The organism is Pseudomonas sp. GM50 (assembly GCF_000282375.1).
Classification (GTDB): Bacteria; Pseudomonadota; Gammaproteobacteria; order Pseudomonadales; family Pseudomonadaceae; genus Aquipseudomonas.
Genome location: NZ_AKJK01000073.1, coordinates 34,508 through 48,909, shown reverse-complemented (window position 1 = coordinate 48,909; position 14,402 = coordinate 34,508). Strand labels below are relative to the sequence as shown.

At 59.3% G+C, this 14,402-nt stretch carries 14 protein-coding genes and 1 pseudogene; 8 read left to right on the top strand and 7 right to left on the bottom strand.

The genetic code is table 11. From position 1 onward, the window contains the following. The 4 genes and pseudogenes from flgH to PMI30_RS11685 all read right to left on the bottom strand — a co-directional run. A pseudogene (flgH, locus tag PMI30_RS30695) lies at positions 1 to 144 on the bottom strand (flagellar basal body L-ring protein FlgH); the annotation flags it as partial. A 52-nt stretch (positions 145 to 196) separates the two neighbouring features. Continuing rightward, positions 197 to 982 carry a flagellar basal-body rod protein FlgG gene (flgG, locus tag PMI30_RS11675; protein WP_008011001.1) on the bottom strand — a complete coding sequence of 262 codons (786 nt, stop codon included), beginning with the start codon at positions 980 to 982 and terminating at the stop codon, positions 197 to 199. A 45-nt stretch (positions 983 to 1,027) separates the two neighbouring features. Beyond that, entirely contained in the window at positions 1,028 to 1,768 is a 741-nt protein-coding gene (locus tag PMI30_RS11680; protein ID WP_008011000.1) for a flagellar basal body rod protein FlgF, read from the bottom strand. A 353-nt stretch (positions 1,769 to 2,121) separates the two neighbouring features. Then, on the bottom strand, positions 2,122 to 3,681 hold the full coding sequence (locus tag PMI30_RS11685) for a sigma-54-dependent phenylalanine hydroxylase transcriptional regulator PhhR (RefSeq protein WP_032835661.1): 1,560 nt from the start codon (positions 3,679 to 3,681) through the stop codon (positions 2,122 to 2,124). A gap of 450 nt (positions 3,682 to 4,131) precedes the next feature. Here PMI30_RS11685 and phhA point away from each other — a divergent pair, with 450 nt between their 5' ends. The 6 genes from phhA to PMI30_RS11710 all read left to right on the top strand — a co-directional run bounded on the left by phhA (position 4,132) and on the right by PMI30_RS11710 (position 8,541). Then, a complete protein-coding gene (gene phhA / locus PMI30_RS11690) occupies positions 4,132 to 4,923 on the top strand; it encodes a phenylalanine 4-monooxygenase (protein WP_008010998.1) in 792 nt (263 codons plus the stop codon). 69 nt (positions 4,924 to 4,992) lie between these two features. Next, positions 4,993 to 5,349 (top strand): 4a-hydroxytetrahydrobiopterin dehydratase, encoded by a 357-nt coding sequence (locus PMI30_RS11695; RefSeq protein WP_007902503.1) that lies wholly within the window; start codon positions 4,993 to 4,995, stop codon positions 5,347 to 5,349. Further along, on the top strand, positions 5,349 to 6,542 hold the full coding sequence (locus PMI30_RS11700; protein WP_008010997.1) for an amino acid aminotransferase: 1,194 nt from the start codon (positions 5,349 to 5,351) through the stop codon (positions 6,540 to 6,542). Before PMI30_RS11695 ends, PMI30_RS11700 begins: the two co-directional genes overlap by 1 nt. Positions 6,543 to 6,819: 277 nt before the next feature. Further along, positions 6,820 to 6,951 (top strand): hypothetical protein, encoded by a 132-nt coding sequence (locus tag PMI30_RS31905; protein WP_007902501.1) that lies wholly within the window; start codon positions 6,820 to 6,822, stop codon positions 6,949 to 6,951. 74 nt (positions 6,952 to 7,025) lie between these two features. Then, positions 7,026 to 7,208: a hypothetical protein gene (locus PMI30_RS11705; RefSeq protein WP_008010996.1), complete on the top strand. Its 183-nt coding sequence runs from the start codon at positions 7,026 to 7,028 to the stop codon at positions 7,206 to 7,208. A gap of 103 nt (positions 7,209 to 7,311) precedes the next feature. After that, positions 7,312 to 8,541 (top strand): MFS transporter, encoded by a 1,230-nt coding sequence (locus PMI30_RS11710; protein WP_008010995.1) that lies wholly within the window; start codon positions 7,312 to 7,314, stop codon positions 8,539 to 8,541. Here PMI30_RS11710 and arfB read toward each other — a convergent pair. Together arfB and PMI30_RS11720 are read right to left on the bottom strand one after the other, a co-directional pair. Beyond that, the gene (gene arfB / locus PMI30_RS11715; RefSeq protein WP_008010994.1) at positions 8,538 to 8,951 is read right to left on the bottom strand and encodes an alternative ribosome rescue aminoacyl-tRNA hydrolase ArfB; all 414 of its coding nucleotides are present in this window, start codon (positions 8,949 to 8,951) and stop codon (positions 8,538 to 8,540) included. The genes PMI30_RS11710 and arfB overlap by 4 nt on opposite strands. Before the next feature lie 222 nt (positions 8,952 to 9,173). Next, positions 9,174 to 10,595 (bottom strand): amino acid permease, encoded by a 1,422-nt coding sequence (locus PMI30_RS11720; protein WP_008010993.1) that lies wholly within the window; start codon positions 10,593 to 10,595, stop codon positions 9,174 to 9,176. A gap of 932 nt (positions 10,596 to 11,527) precedes the next feature. Between PMI30_RS11720 and PMI30_RS31530 the strand changes: the two genes are divergently transcribed. Then, entirely contained in the window at positions 11,528 to 11,665 is a 138-nt protein-coding gene (locus tag PMI30_RS31530; RefSeq protein ID WP_007902483.1) for a hypothetical protein, read from the top strand. Between the two features lie 67 nt (positions 11,666 to 11,732). Then, positions 11,733 to 12,698 carry a hypothetical protein gene (locus PMI30_RS11730; protein ID WP_008010991.1) on the top strand — a complete coding sequence of 322 codons (966 nt, stop codon included), beginning with the start codon at positions 11,733 to 11,735 and terminating at the stop codon, positions 12,696 to 12,698. 186 nt (positions 12,699 to 12,884) lie between these two features. Here the strand turns inward: PMI30_RS11730 and rluB are convergent, their stop codons facing one another. Continuing rightward, positions 12,885 to 14,150 (bottom strand): 23S rRNA pseudouridine(2605) synthase RluB, encoded by a 1,266-nt coding sequence (rluB, locus tag PMI30_RS11735; protein WP_008010990.1) that lies wholly within the window; start codon positions 14,148 to 14,150, stop codon positions 12,885 to 12,887. Positions 14,151 to 14,402 lie beyond the last annotated feature (252 nt).

The window sequence follows — 14,402 nt, the reverse complement described above, 5'->3', positions numbered from 1 at the left end:
GGAGCCGTTATTGGCGGCAGCCGGCAGCGGCGTGCGCGGCAACACCGGGGCGTAGTAAGGGTCATTGGGCTTGGGCGGCGGGGCGACGCAGCCCGCGAGCACGACGGCCCCACTCAGTGCCAGAACAGATACAAAGCGATTCATGACCCTACCTCACGGTATTGCAGGCGACCTCATGGCCGCCTCATAGACTTGATTACAGATTCTGCGTTACGAACGAGAGCATCTGGTCGGCGGTGGAGATCACCTTGGAGTTCATCTCGTAGGCGCGCTGAGTGGTGATCATGTTGACCATCTCTTCAACGGTGCTGACGTTGGACGTTTCCAGGGTGTTCTGCAGCGTGGTACCGAAACCGGCCAGGCCCGGGGTGCCGACTTGCGGCGCGCCACTGGCAGCGGTTTCCAGGAACAGGTTGTTACCCACCGCTTGCAGACCGGCCGGGTTGATGAAGTCGGCGGTTTGCAGGTTACCGATCACCTGGGAGGCCGGGTTGCCGGCAACGGTGATGGACACGGTGCCGTCACGGCCGACGGTGAAGGTCTGGGCATCGTTCGGAATGACAATGGCCGGCTCCAGGGCGAAGCCGCTGGCGTTGACGATCTGACCGTTGGAATCCAGGTGGAACGTACCGTCACGGGTGTAGGACGTGGTGCCGTCCGGCTGCAGAATCTGGAAGAAACCGCGACCGTCGATGGCCATGTCCAACGGCTGCTCGGTGGTTTGCAAGCTACCGGCGGTGAAGTTTTTCTGGGTGCCGACGATGCGCACACCGGTACCCACTTGCAGACCCGACGGCAATTCGCTGTCCTGGGTCGACTGAGCGCCTGGCTGGCGCTTGATCTGATACAGCAAGTCCTGGAACTCGGCGCGGTCACGTTTGAAACCCGTGGTCGATACGTTCGCCAGGTTGTTGGAAATGGTGGTGAGGTTAGTGTCCTGGGCGGACAGACCTGTTTTGGCAACCCATAGAGCCGGAAGCATTCGATTCTCCTCGTGCGCCTGTTTTACGGCGCGACGTTCTGATAATTAGCTGATCTGCAAGACCCGAGCCATGGCCTGGTCATCGTCTTTGGCGGTGTTCATCATCTTGATGTGCAGCTCGAACTGCTTGGCCAGCGCCAGCACCGAGGTCATTTCTTCCACGGCATTGACGTTGCTCGACTCCAGGAACCCGGACACCAGTTTGACGTTGGCATCGGCTTGCGCCGGCTTGCCGTCCTTGGTGTGGATCGAACCGTCCAGGCCTTTGGTCATGTTCTTGAAGTCCGGGTTGACCAGTTTGATGCGGTCGACTTCGGCCATCACCCGTGGACCTTCGCCCATCGCACGGATGCTGACGGTGCCGTCTTCGCCGACTTCGATTTGCTGCTCGGGCGGCACGGCAATCGGCCCGCCATTGCCTACCACCGGCATACCATTGCCGGCACGCAGCACGCCCAGGGCGTCAACGTTCAGGCTACCGGTGCGCACGTAGCTTTCACCGCCATCAGGGTTCTGCACGGCGATCCAGCCATTGCCCTGCACCGCAACGTCGAGGTCGCGACCGGTTTGCACCAGCGCACCCGGAGAGAAGTCGGTGGCCGGACGTTCGCTCATGGCAAACGCACGCGCCGGAAAGCTGTCACCAAACACCGGCATCGAACGGGCCTGTTCCAGGTCCTTTTGAAAACCGTTGGTAGAGATGTTCGCCAGGTTGTTGGCATGAGCCTTCTGCGCCAGTGCATTCTGGCTGGCGCCGGTCATTGCCACATAAAGGTACTTGTCCACACTCTTTCCTCTGCATGCCGGACGTTTGCCGCCCACCGCTGTACTGCTGAGCCATAAGCAATTTGCAGACCAACTTTTTTCTGGCGGCGCAGGGCCCGGCAAACAAAGGACTTGAGGGATTCAGAGGGGATTGGGGAAATGTATCGAAGACGAAAAACCGGCGGTGTTATGCCGCTTACGGCAAGCATCGACCTTTGCAGCCAACACAGATTCCTGTGGCGAGGGGGCTTGCCCCCGTTCGGCTGCGCAGCAGTCGTAAATGCGGACAACTCGAAGGATCTGAAAGATTGCAAGGGGCTGCTTCGCAGCCCAACGGGGGCAAGCCCCCTCGCCACAAAAGCTCCCTCGCCACATCAGGCGTTGTCCTTGCCAACCTCATACTCACGCAACTTATTGGCAATGGTCGTATGCGAAACCCCCAGCCGCTTGCCCAGTTGCCGACTGCTCGGATGCTCGGAATACAAGCGCTCCAGCACCGCTTTCTCGAAGCGCCCGACAATCTCGTCCAAACCACCCTCAAGAGAAAAATCGCCAAGCGGCTGACGCACGCCGTAGTCCGGCAGGCGAATGTGCTCGGCTTTGACGGTGCCGCCGTCGCACAGGGAAACGGCCTGGAACAGTACGTTCTCCAACTGCCGCACGTTACCCGGCCAATGATAATGACTGAGCCTCTCCATCGCCGCCGGCGCCAGTTTTGGCAACGGGCAACCGATCTGCCGACTGGCCTGATCGAGGAAGTGCTCCACCAGCGGCGCCAGCCCGTCGAGGCATTCGCGCAGCGGCGGGATGTGCAGCGAGAGCACGTTCAAACGGTGGTACAAATCCTGGCGAAACTCACCGCGAGCGCACAGCTCGGACAAATCCACCTGAGTGGCGCAGATCACCCGCACATCCAGATAGACCTCTTCATCGCTGCCGACACGACGGAAGCAGCCGTCCTGCAAGAAGCGCAGCAATTTCACCTGCAAGCGCGGGCTCATTTCACCGACGCCGTCGAGGAACAACGTACCGCCCGCCGTCAGCTCCAACAGCCCAAGCTTGCCTTCGGCCCGCGCCCCTTCGAAGGCGCCGGGGCCGTAGCCGAACAATTCGGTCTCGGCCATGGACTCCGGCAGACCGGCGCAGTTGAGCGCCATCAACGGTGACTGCCCACGCGGGCTCGCCAGGTGACAGGCCCGCGCCAACAACTCTTTGCCGGTGCCGGTTTCACCTTCTATCAATAGCGGCGCATCCAGTGGCGCCATGCGTCGCGCCTCGCGCACCACCGCCGCCATCACTTTCGAGCTTTGGAAAATGCTGTCGAAGCCACGCAATTCCTGCTTGCGCACGTTATAAATGCGCTCTCCCACCCGATCCGCCCGGTGCAGCGTCAACACCGCACCGGCCATAGCCTCGCTTTCGTCATGCTCCGATTGCAGCGGCGCGATGTCGGCGAGAAACACGTCACCCTTGACCTTGACCCGCAAGCCGTTGATCCGCGACTTGTTGGCGCGCACCAGTTCCGGCAAATCAAAATCCTCGGCGTACCGCGACAGCGGAATCCCCGGCACCTCGTCTACCCGTACCCCGAGCAACTGCGCCGCCGCACGGTTGGCCGCGACAATGGAGCCGCCCATGTCGATCGACAGCACCGGAAACTCCAGGGCACCAAGCAAGGCATTGAGTTCCATATGCCGACGCTCGCTGGGCATCAGCCCTACGCGCTTGACGCCGAATACCCCGCCAATCGCCTCGAACTTCGGACGCAACGCCTGGAACTGAATGTTGATCAGGTTCGGGCAGTGCAGATAGATCGCATTGCCATGCTCACCGCCCACTTCGCCGCGAGCGACGTTGATCCCGTACTCGACCAGCAGGTTGAGAATGTCGCGCAGGATACCGATGCGGTTCTGGCAGTGAACTTTGATACGCATATAAAGGCCCACAAAACGGTGAGTGAGGTTGATGCCCAGCGCACAACCTGTGGGAGCGGGCCGTGGCGAGGGGGCTTGCCCCCGTTGGGCTGCGAAGCAGCCCCAAAATCTCTGATGCACCAAAGACCTTGTGAGTGCTGCGCACTCAAACGGGGGGGCAAGCCCCCTCACCACAGCCCGCTCCCACAAGGGCACTTGGCAGACCGACGTATTTTTCTGCCAAGGCACTCAAATAGTCGTCAAGATTATGTGACACCTGCAAGCCATTTCAAACCCGCAAATATCAATACTTACGCCATAGCGGCCAATCTGTAACGAATATTTTACGAAAAGCGCAGATTTTTCCTACTCACAACTCAGATCACCTGCTGCAACACCGCACGCCTTGGGGTATTTCTAGGTCCATAGCTGTACACACAACAAGAACGAATCCCCTAGCAGGAGAGCAGCATGAAGCAGACGCAATACGTGGCTCGTGAGCCCGATGCGCAAGGTTTTATCGACTACCCCGCCGAAGAACACGCGGTGTGGAACACGCTGATCACTCGCCAACTGAAAGTGGTCGAGGGCCGTGCGTGCCAGGAATACCTGGACGGTATCGAAAAACTCGGTCTGCCCCACGACCGCATTCCGCAACTCGGTGAAATCAACAAAGTCCTCGGTGAAACCACCGGCTGGCAGGTTGCCCGAGTCCCCGCGCTGATTCCCTTCCAGACCTTTTTCGAATTGCTGGCGAACAAGCAGTTCCCGGTGGCGACGTTTATTCGTACCCGCGAAGAGCTGGATTACCTGCAAGAACCGGACATTTTCCACGAGATCTTTGGCCACTGTCCGCTACTGACCAACCCTTGGTTCGCCGAATTCACCCACACCTACGGCAAACTTGGCCTACAGGCTTCCAAGGAAGAACGCGTGTACCTGGCGCGCCTGTACTGGATGACCATCGAGTTCGGCCTGGTCGACACGCCACAAGGCCTGCGCATCTACGGTGGCGGCATTCTGTCCTCGCCCAAAGAAACCGTTTACTGCCTGTCGGACACGCCTGAGCATCAGGCCTTCGATCCGCTGGAATGCATGCGCACGCCGTACCGCATCGACATTCTGCAACCGCTGTACTTTGTCCTGCCGAACCTCAAGCGCCTGTTCGATCTGGCCCACGAAGACATCATGGGCATGGTCAAGCAAGGTATGCAGTTGGGGTTGCGCGCACCGAAATTTCCGCCAAAGCCCAAAGCAGCCTGAGCAGATCCCGCTCGCGACTTGCGCGCAAAGATAGTAATTTCCAACAAGAATCGAATTCAGGAACACACCATGAACGCTCTGAACCAAGCCCACTGCGAAGCCTGCCGCGCCGACGCCCCTCAGGTCAGCGACGAAGAATTGCCGATCCTGATCAAGCAGATCCCTGACTGGAACATCGAAGTTCGCGACAGCGTGATGCAGCTGGAAAAAGTTTTCCTGTTCAAGAACTTCAAGCACGCACTGGCGTTCACCAACGCCGTCGGTGAAATCTCCGAGGCCGAAGGTCATCACCCGGGCCTGCTGACCGAGTGGGGCAAAGTCACCGTCACCTGGTGGAGCCACTCCATCAAAGGCCTGCACCGCAACGATTTCATCATGGCCGCGCGCACCGACGAAGTGGCCAAAAACGCCGAGGGCCGCAAATAATGCATTTCGACGCCATCGGTCGAGTACCTGGCGACCCGATTCTCGGCCTGATGGAGGCCTATGCGCAGGACCCTAACCCGCGCAAATTCGACCTTGGCGTGGGTGTCTACAAAGACGCCCAGGGCCTGACACCAATCCCCGAAGCGGTGAAGCTCGCCGAGCAGCGCCTGGTGGATCGTCAGCCCACCAAGACCTACATCGGCGGTCACGGCGATGCGGCGTTCGGCAAGGTGATCAACGAGTTGGTGCTTGGCGCTGATTCGGCGCTGATCGCCGAACAACGGGCCGGCGCCACTCAAACACCGGGCGGCACTGGCGCATTGCGTTTGAGCGCCGACTTCATCGCTCAATGCCTGCCGGGCCGTGGCGTGTGGTTGAGCAACCCGACCTGGCCAATCCACGAAACCATTTTCGCGGCGGCCGGGGTCAAGGTCAGTCATTACCCGTACGTGGGCAGCGATAACCGTCTCGATGTGGAAGCGATGCTGGCGGTGCTCAATCAAGCACCCAAAGGCGATGTTGTGCTACTGCACGCATGCTGCCACAACCCGACCGGTTTCGATCTGTCCCATGACGATTGGCGTCGGGTGCTGGACGTGGTGCGCCGTCGTGATTTGCTGCCACTGATCGACTTCGCTTATCAGGGTTTCGGCGACGGCCTGGAGCAAGATGCCTGGTCGACCCGGCTGTTCGCCGCCGAGTTGCCGGAAGTGCTGATCACCAGTTCCTGCTCGAAGAACTTCGGCCTGTACCGCGACCGCACCGGCGCACTGATTGTCTGCGCGAAAACCGCCGACAAGCTGGTGGATATCCGCAGCCAACTGGCCAACATCGCCCGCAACCTGTGGTCGACACCGCCGGATCATGGCGCCGCAGTGGTCGCGACCATCCTCGGCGATCCAGAGCTGAAAAGCCGCTGGGCCGACGAAGTGGAAGCCATGCGTTTGCGCATCGCCCAGTTGCGCAGCGGTCTGGTCGAAGCGCTTGAACCTCATGGCTTGCGCGAGCGATTTGCGCACATCGGCGTGCAACGCGGGATGTTTTCCTACACGGGTTTATCGCCGGAGCAGGTCAAACAGCTGCGCGAGCATCACAGCGTGTACATGGTGAGCTCGGGCCGGGCGAACGTGGCGGGGATTGATGCGACGCGTCTGGACTTGCTGGCCGAAGCTATCGCCGACGTCTGCAAATAAATATCAGACACGGCACATCCCCTGTGGGAGCGGGCTTGCTCGCGAAAGCGGTGTGTCAGGCAACGATGATGTTGACTGACACTCCGTCTTCGCGAGCAAGCCCGCTCCCACATTTGAATGTGTGTCGCCCCCTCTTGCTGACCTGTCTAGACAATCCCATCCGTCGCAACAATTGGATATAAAAGTCTATTTGTCATTTCTCCTGCTGTATCCTGCGCAGGCTTTTTAAAAGCGCGGATCTACCAGATCTATCAACAGACTTAGCGAGGAGCGCGACATGCACGAGATCCCTAATCTCCCCTTCCCAAGCCTGCACGAAACTGAGCAGACAACCACGCAACAAGCCGGTGCCCAACAGCCCGAGACGAAAGAAGCACCTGAACGCCGCCAGGCCGACAGCGAAGACTGATCCACCCGTACGACCAGACCGTGTGGAAAGCGCTAATATGCGCTTTCCACACCGCCTGAACCTTGAGCTTTCCCATGACCGACGAATTCAGTGCAACCCAGGCCAGCGTCCTGATCGGCACCGCCGAGAAGATGATCGAGATCTGGAATCGCCTTTCCCCCGAGAAGCAAGCCGCCCTGCTGGCCCGCTTCGGCAGCGAAGAAAACGCCTTGGCCGCTCTGGTCACGACGCAACTGGTAGCCCCGGCAAAATCCTGATTATCCCCCTCCGGCAAATAGTTTTACTTTTCCACGCCCCGCGACCGCCCGCGCCGCTATCATAAGCAGCCTATCTATCCTGCTGCCCCGTGGACCTTTACCCATGTCAGAAACCCAGCGCCCCATGGCGGTCACGCTGCAAGTCGTTTCCATCGTCCTGTTCACGTTCATCGGTTACCTGAATATCGGCATTCCCCTGGCCGTATTGCCCGGCTACGTCCACAGCGACCTCGGTTTCGGCGCCGTGATCGCCGGGCTGGTGATCAGTGTGCAATACCTGGCCACCCTGCTCAGCCGCCCTTACGCCGGGCGCATCATCGATAACAAGGGCAGCAAACTGGCGGTGATGTACGGCCTCGCCGGCTGTGGTTTGAGCGGTGTATTCATGTTGATTTCGGCCTGGACGCAAAGCCTGCCGACGTTGAGCCTGATCAGCCTGTTGATCGGCCGACTGGTGCTCGGCAGCGCAGAAAGCCTGGTCGGCTCCGGGTCGATCGGCTGGGGCATCGGCCGGGTCGGCGCGGCGAATACCGCCAAAGTCATCTCCTGGAACGGTATCGCCAGTTACGGCGCTCTGGCGGTCGGCGCGCCGCTGGGGGTGTTGCTGGTAAGTCAGTTGGGTTTGTGGAGCATGGGCGTGAGCATCGTGCTGCTGGCCGTTCTGGGCCTGGCGCTGGCCTGGCCAAAAACCGCTGCACCCATCGTTGTCGGCGAACGTCTGCCGTTCATGCACGTGCTGGGGCGGGTGTTTCCTCACGGCTGCGGTCTGGCCTTGGGCTCCATCGGCTTTGGCACCATCGCAACATTCATCACCCTGTATTACGCCACTCAGCACTGGTCCAACGCGGTGCTGTGCCTGAGCCTGTTCGGCGCCAGTTTTATCGGTGCGCGATTGTTGTTCGGTAACCTGATCAACCGCCTCGGCGGCTTTCGCGTGGCGATTGCCTGCCTGTCAGTGGAAACCCTCGGGTTGTTGCTGCTGTGGCTGGCACCCGATGCCCATTGGGCACTGGCCGGCGCAGCGCTGAGCGGTTTCGGTTTTTCGCTGGTGTTCCCGGCATTGGGCGTGGAAGCGGTCAACCTGGTGCCCGCTTCCAGCCGTGGCGCGGCAGTCGGGGCGTACTCGCTGTTTATCGATTTGTCGCTGGGAATTACCGGACCGCTGGCGGGCGCGATAGCGGCAGGATTCGGATTTGCCTCGATCTTCCTGTTCGCTGCCCTCGCCGCTTTGAGCGGATTGATGCTGAGCGTCTACTTGTACCGGCAGGCGCCCAAGCACCTTTATGAAAAGCACCTTAATGAAAAGCACCGCGAAGAACGCGACGCCCGTTAGAAATCCACCTTGCCACGCCCAGCCTTGATGCTACCGCGCTTGGTCTTGGATTCGAGCCGACGCTTCTTCGAACCGAGTGTCGGCTTGGTCGGACGGCGTTTCTTCTCGACCTTGGTGGCACTGAGGATCAACTCGGTCAGCCGTTCCAGCGCATCGGCGCGATTGGCCTCCTGCGTACGGTATTGCTGGGCCTTGATGATCAACACCCCTTCGCTGGTGATGCGACTGTCGCGCAGCGCCAGCAGCCGCTCCTTGTAGAACTCGGGCAAGGACGAGGCCGGAATGTCGAAGCGCAGGTGCACGGCGCTGGAGACCTTGTTGACGTTCTGCCCACCGGCACCTTGCGCACGAATGGCCGTCAATTCGATCTCGGCATCCGGCAGATGCACGTTGTTGGAAATCACCAGCATGGAAAAAGGTCCGGTATCAGGGCGTTCAGGATACCGCGAATGGACTAAACGAATGCGGCCCCTGTGGGAGCGTGGCTTGCCCGCGATGAACGATAACGCGGTATGCCTGATGAACCGCGGCGCCTGAATCGCGGGCAAGCCACGCTCCCACAGGATTTTGTATGGAACCCATAAATGACAAACCCGGCACATGGCCGGGTGTGTTGTTTCCGCGTTCTGCACTTACTTGGCAGCGGAACCTGCAGCCTGCAACGCATGTTGCGCACTACGCTTGTTCTTGATGCCGTAGCAGACCCACATGAACGCGACCCACACCGGAATCGCATACACCGAGATCTGGATGCCCGGAATCAGCAGCATCACGCCAAGGATGAACACCACGAACGCCAGGCAAACATAGTTGCCGTACGGGTACCACAGGGCCTTGAACAGTGGCGTCTGTCTGGTCTTGTTCATGTGCTGACGGAACTTGAAGTGCGAGAAACTGATCATCGCCCAGTTGATCACCAGGGTGGCCACCACCAACGACATCAACAGTTCCAGCGCGTTTTGCGGGATCAGGTAGTTCAGCAACACCGCGATCAACGTCACAGCGGCAGATGCCAGGATCGAACGCACCGGCACGCCACGTTTGTCGATCTTCGACAAGGCCTTCGGCGCATCGCCCTGCTCGGCCATGCCCAGCAGCATGCGGCTGTTGCAGTAGGTGCCGCTGTTGTACACCGACAGCGCCGCGGTCAGGACCACGAAGTTGAGGATGTGCGCGGCGGTGTCACTGCCAAGCATCGAGAACACTTGAACGAACGGGCTGCCGCTGTAGGAATCACCCGACGCGTTCAGGGTCGCCAACAGACTGTCCCATGGCGTCAGCGAAAGCAGGATAACCAACGCACCGATGTAGAAAATCAGGATCCGGTAGATCACCTGGTTGATGGCTTTCGGGATCACGGTTTTCGGCTTGTCGGCTTCAGCAGCGGTGAAACCGAGCATTTCCAGGCCGCCGAAGGAGAACATGATGATCGCCATGGCCATCACCAGACCGCTGACGCCGTTCGGGAAGAAGCCGCCGTGTTCCCACAGGTTGGTTACAGAGGCTTGTGGGCCGCCGTCGCCGCTGACCAGCAGGTAGCTGCCGAGCGCAATCATGCCGACGATGGCCACGACCTTGATGATCGCGAACCAGAACTCGGCCTCACCAAAGACTTTGACGTTGGCCAGGTTGATCAGGTTGATCAAGACGAAGAAGCCGGCTGCCGAGACCCAGGTCGGGATATGTGGCGCCCAGTAGTGGATGTATTTGCCGACCGCGGTCAGCTCCGACATGCCCACCAGGATGTACAGAATCCAGCAGTTCCAGCCCGACAGGAAGCCGGCAAATCCGCCCCAGTATTTGTGCGCGAAGTGGCTGAAGGAACCGGCGACCGGCTCTTCGACGATCATTTCGCCGAGTTGGCGCATGATCATGAAAGCGATGAAGCCGCAGATGGCGTAGCCGAGAATCATCGACGGGCCGGCGGATTTGAGCACGCCGGCCGAGCCGAGGAACAACCCGGTACCGATCGCGCCACCGAGGGCGATCAGTTGAATATGGCGATTTTTCAGGCCGCGTTTCAGCTCGCCTGAATGCGAGTTTTGTCCACTCATGAAAAGGGTCTCACGCAAGGTTTGATGATGTTCAGTAGACGTTGCTGCTCGGTTGCGATTTCAAGCAGCGCCGATCAAACCCCAGCGCAGGCACCAGGAGTTCAGCGTTTTTACGATAGTCATGCGTCACCTGTTTGTTTTTATCTGTGACGAAATCGAACCCGACACGCTCGTGACGCGGCGGAGTGAACAAGGCGGATAGCCTTGAGGTTTGCGCTGTTGCGCAGAGGGTCACAGTTAAAACGCGGCGCATTGTACACCTGTAACCCCCTGCTGCCAGACACCGCTGGATCAGCGCGTCGGTTGCCGGGATTGCCTGTGTCCGCCTCGAGGGTCTCGGGCGGCTGCAAAAATTGAGTCAGACCTTTGCAGGTCATCGATGGGGGCAACGGAAAAATCGCCCCACAGGGAGAGATGGAGATGAGTCACGGCGTTCATTGCGCCTCCTTCTTGTTATGCACCTGCACGACAGGCATGGGGCGCATCTCACCCTTCATACGCTGCTGAAACAAGCGTGCCAGAGCCCTTGAATACCGCCAACAGGCTGGCGGACGGCAGGTTTTCCTTACGCTCCTCTTCCTGGCGGCATTCCACGGGGTTTAAGAGCGCTTTTCGTAAGGTTTTATTGACAAGGCGTAACGTAAATTTTCCAAATCAGATCCAGAAGCCCACTGACTGTAAATTGACGATAGGAAGCTTCCTAAGGAAATGTCCTGCTTAGTTTTCTGTTTTTTATTAAGAAAATTGGCTTTCGAAAAATGGAATAAATAGTTCAAATGAAAATTGTTTAATTTTTTTTTGCATTCTAAAACCCTGTGAACTAGGTTTTCAGCGACTTGCCGAGCCGCATCGACCGGCACGTTGACGCGCTCTTCAACGAGTGAAAAGCACGCCGCTGTTCTTAACCAAAGAAGTCATCTAGGAGATTCACCATGCAAGCACTGGACAAAGACTTGGACACTGAACTGCAACTGGACGATTGGTTTGAAGCACCGACCCATGATGCCGCCGTCGACATGATGCAAGCCGACGCGGTTGTTCCGTTCGGCACGGCGATGTGGCCTCTGTAAGACATCCCGGCAGGCACGATCCGGCCGGTCGTGCCTGCCACTTTCTCGGTTTGTCAGGGAGGACTACATGGATAAGCAACGCGCCATTTCGCATTTCCTTTACTACCTCGAACATCACCCTGCCGTTGCCGGTATCAACCCGGCGAAGGTCTTGCTCGGCCATACCGCTGATTACGAGGCGCACACCTGCGCCATCGCCGAACAGGCTGGTAACAGCCCACGGTTCAGCTTCAGCGCGATGCGTCTGGACCTCGAACCCACCGAATTGCTGGCCCAGGCAATTACCGACAGCGATCTGTACATTTTTTTCTACGACTCTTCCACCCTGCCCAACCCGCGTCCCGACGGCCCGGAGTTTGTCCGTGCGCTGCAAGGCGTGATGGCGCAGAACTGGAAGAAGTCATTGCTGTTCAAGGATTACGGCGATTACTTCTACGACACTTTCAGTGTCACCCCGCAGCGAATTGCCGGGTTGAACAGCCACTTGATCCAGCGCATGTCCCACGCCACCACCCTGAGTTTCAAAGATGATCATGGGTCGTGGTTCGAAACACCCTTGAGCAGTATCAAGAAGTGGACCGACATCAACGGTATCGGCAACTTCGACCTGGCGCCCGGCGAAATCGCTACTCATAGCGAGGCGATTAATGGCCGGGTGAAATTTATGGGGACTTTCCTCAGTACGATTCCATTTGCCCGCAAGTACGGCGTATTGGCGTCACCGCTGGAGTTGTGGATCGAGAACTCCACCATCAGCAAAATCGCCACCGATGTGCCGGGGCTGGAACATGACTTCAACAAGTACCTGGACGCCAATCCGTCCAATCGGCGAATCGAGGAGTTGGGGATCGGTACCAACGAAGGCGTGAAAGATTTGTATGCGCGCAATGCCGGGTTCGAGGAGCGCCATTGCGGCTTGCACCTGGGGTTGGGCGGAGGTGCCAAGGGCAGCCATCATCTGGATTTGATCTTCTCTGGTGGCGTGTTGGCGCTGGATGATGACCCGGTGTTTGATCGGCGGTTTGTCTTCTAGCTCCAGTTTTTGAGGTGATGCGGCTGATGCCTTCGCGGGCAAGCCTCGCTCCTACAGGTACGGTGGTGCCCTTGTGGGAGCGAGGCTTGCCCGCGAAGAGGCCCTCATAAACACCGTACAACTAAAACCAGCCCCCAAAAAAAACGCCATCCCAAGGGATGGCGTTTTTCATGGAGCGCTTACCGATTACTCAGGCTTGCGACGACCGAAGCCCGGACGCTGGCCGGAACCGGCTGGCGCGCCGCGGCGTTTACCCGATGGCGCGTCACGGTCGACCAGCACGATGCCTGGGCGTTTCTTCGGCGCCGGCTTGGCCGGGCGCTTGGTGTCGGCCGGGCGGTCTGCCACGGGCGTACCACGACCGGCAGGCGCGCCGCGATCGCTACGACCACCGGACGGAGCGCCACGGCCTTCGCCACGCTCAGTGCGACCGTTGGCCGGACGCGGTGTGCGTGGACCGCGCTCGCCGTCCTGACGTGGCGCTGGCTTGCGGGCCGGACGTTCGCCTTCGATCTGTGGCTCGCGGGCTGGACGTGGACCAGCTGCCGGAGCACCAGCGGCTGGACGCAGGGTCCGTACGCGTTCGGTCTTGCCCATCGGACGGGACGATTTGCGCTGCATGCGATCGAGCTTGTCTTTGCTCTTGGCGTTCATTTGCGGCATCGCCACCGGCGTCAGGCCGACCTCGGCACTCAGAACATCGACTTCGTACTGGCTCATTTCGCGCCAGCGGCCCATCGGCAGGTCGGAGTTGAGGAACACCGGACCGAAACGCACGCGCTTCAGGCGGCTGACCACCAGGCCCTGGGATTCCCACAGACGACGGACTTCGCGGTTACGACCTTCCATCACCACGCAGTGGTACCAGTGGTTGAAACCTTCGCCACCCGGAGCCTGTTTGATGTCGGTGAACTTGGCCGGGCCGTCTTCGAGCACCACGCCTGCCTTCAGGCGTTCAATCATCTCGTCGTCGACTTCGCCACGTACACGTACCGCGTATTCACGGTCCATTTCGTAGGATGGGTGCATCAGGCGGTTGGCCAATTCACCGTCGGTGGTGAACATCAGCAAACCGGTGGTGTTGATGTCCAGACGACCGATGTTGATCCAGCGACCTTCTTTGGGGCGCGGCATCTTGTCGAACACGGTCGGACGACCTTCAGGGTCGTTACGGGTGCAGATTTCGCCGTCGGGTTTGTTGTACATGATCACGCGGCGTACCGACTCGGCGGCTTCTTCGCGCTTGATCACCCGGCCATCGATGGTGATGGCGTCATGCAGGTCGACGCGCTGGCCGAGGGTGGCGTCTTTGCCATTGACCTTGATGCGGCCGTGGCTGATCCAGGCTTCCACGTCACGGCGCGAGCCGACGCCGATACGGGCGAGGACTTTCTGCAGCTTTTCGCCTGCTGGGCCGATTTCCTGGTCGTCTTTCTGGTCGTTGATACTCATCTGGGCACCTCCCGGTGTGGTCTGTTCAGGCTTGTGCCTGAAGCGATGTAAATCTGGGTACTTTTTGAAGAACTTGGGCGAAGCGATCGCCGAAGGGTCGCGAATCATACGCTCATGGAGACGTTCGCGCATCAGAGACTAGCTGATCGATGAAGACTTACTTGATTTTCCGCCGACCGGTGGCACCGAGTTTAATCAACCGGAGAACACGGAACCCTTGTGGGAGCGAGCCTGCTCGCGATGACGACAGCA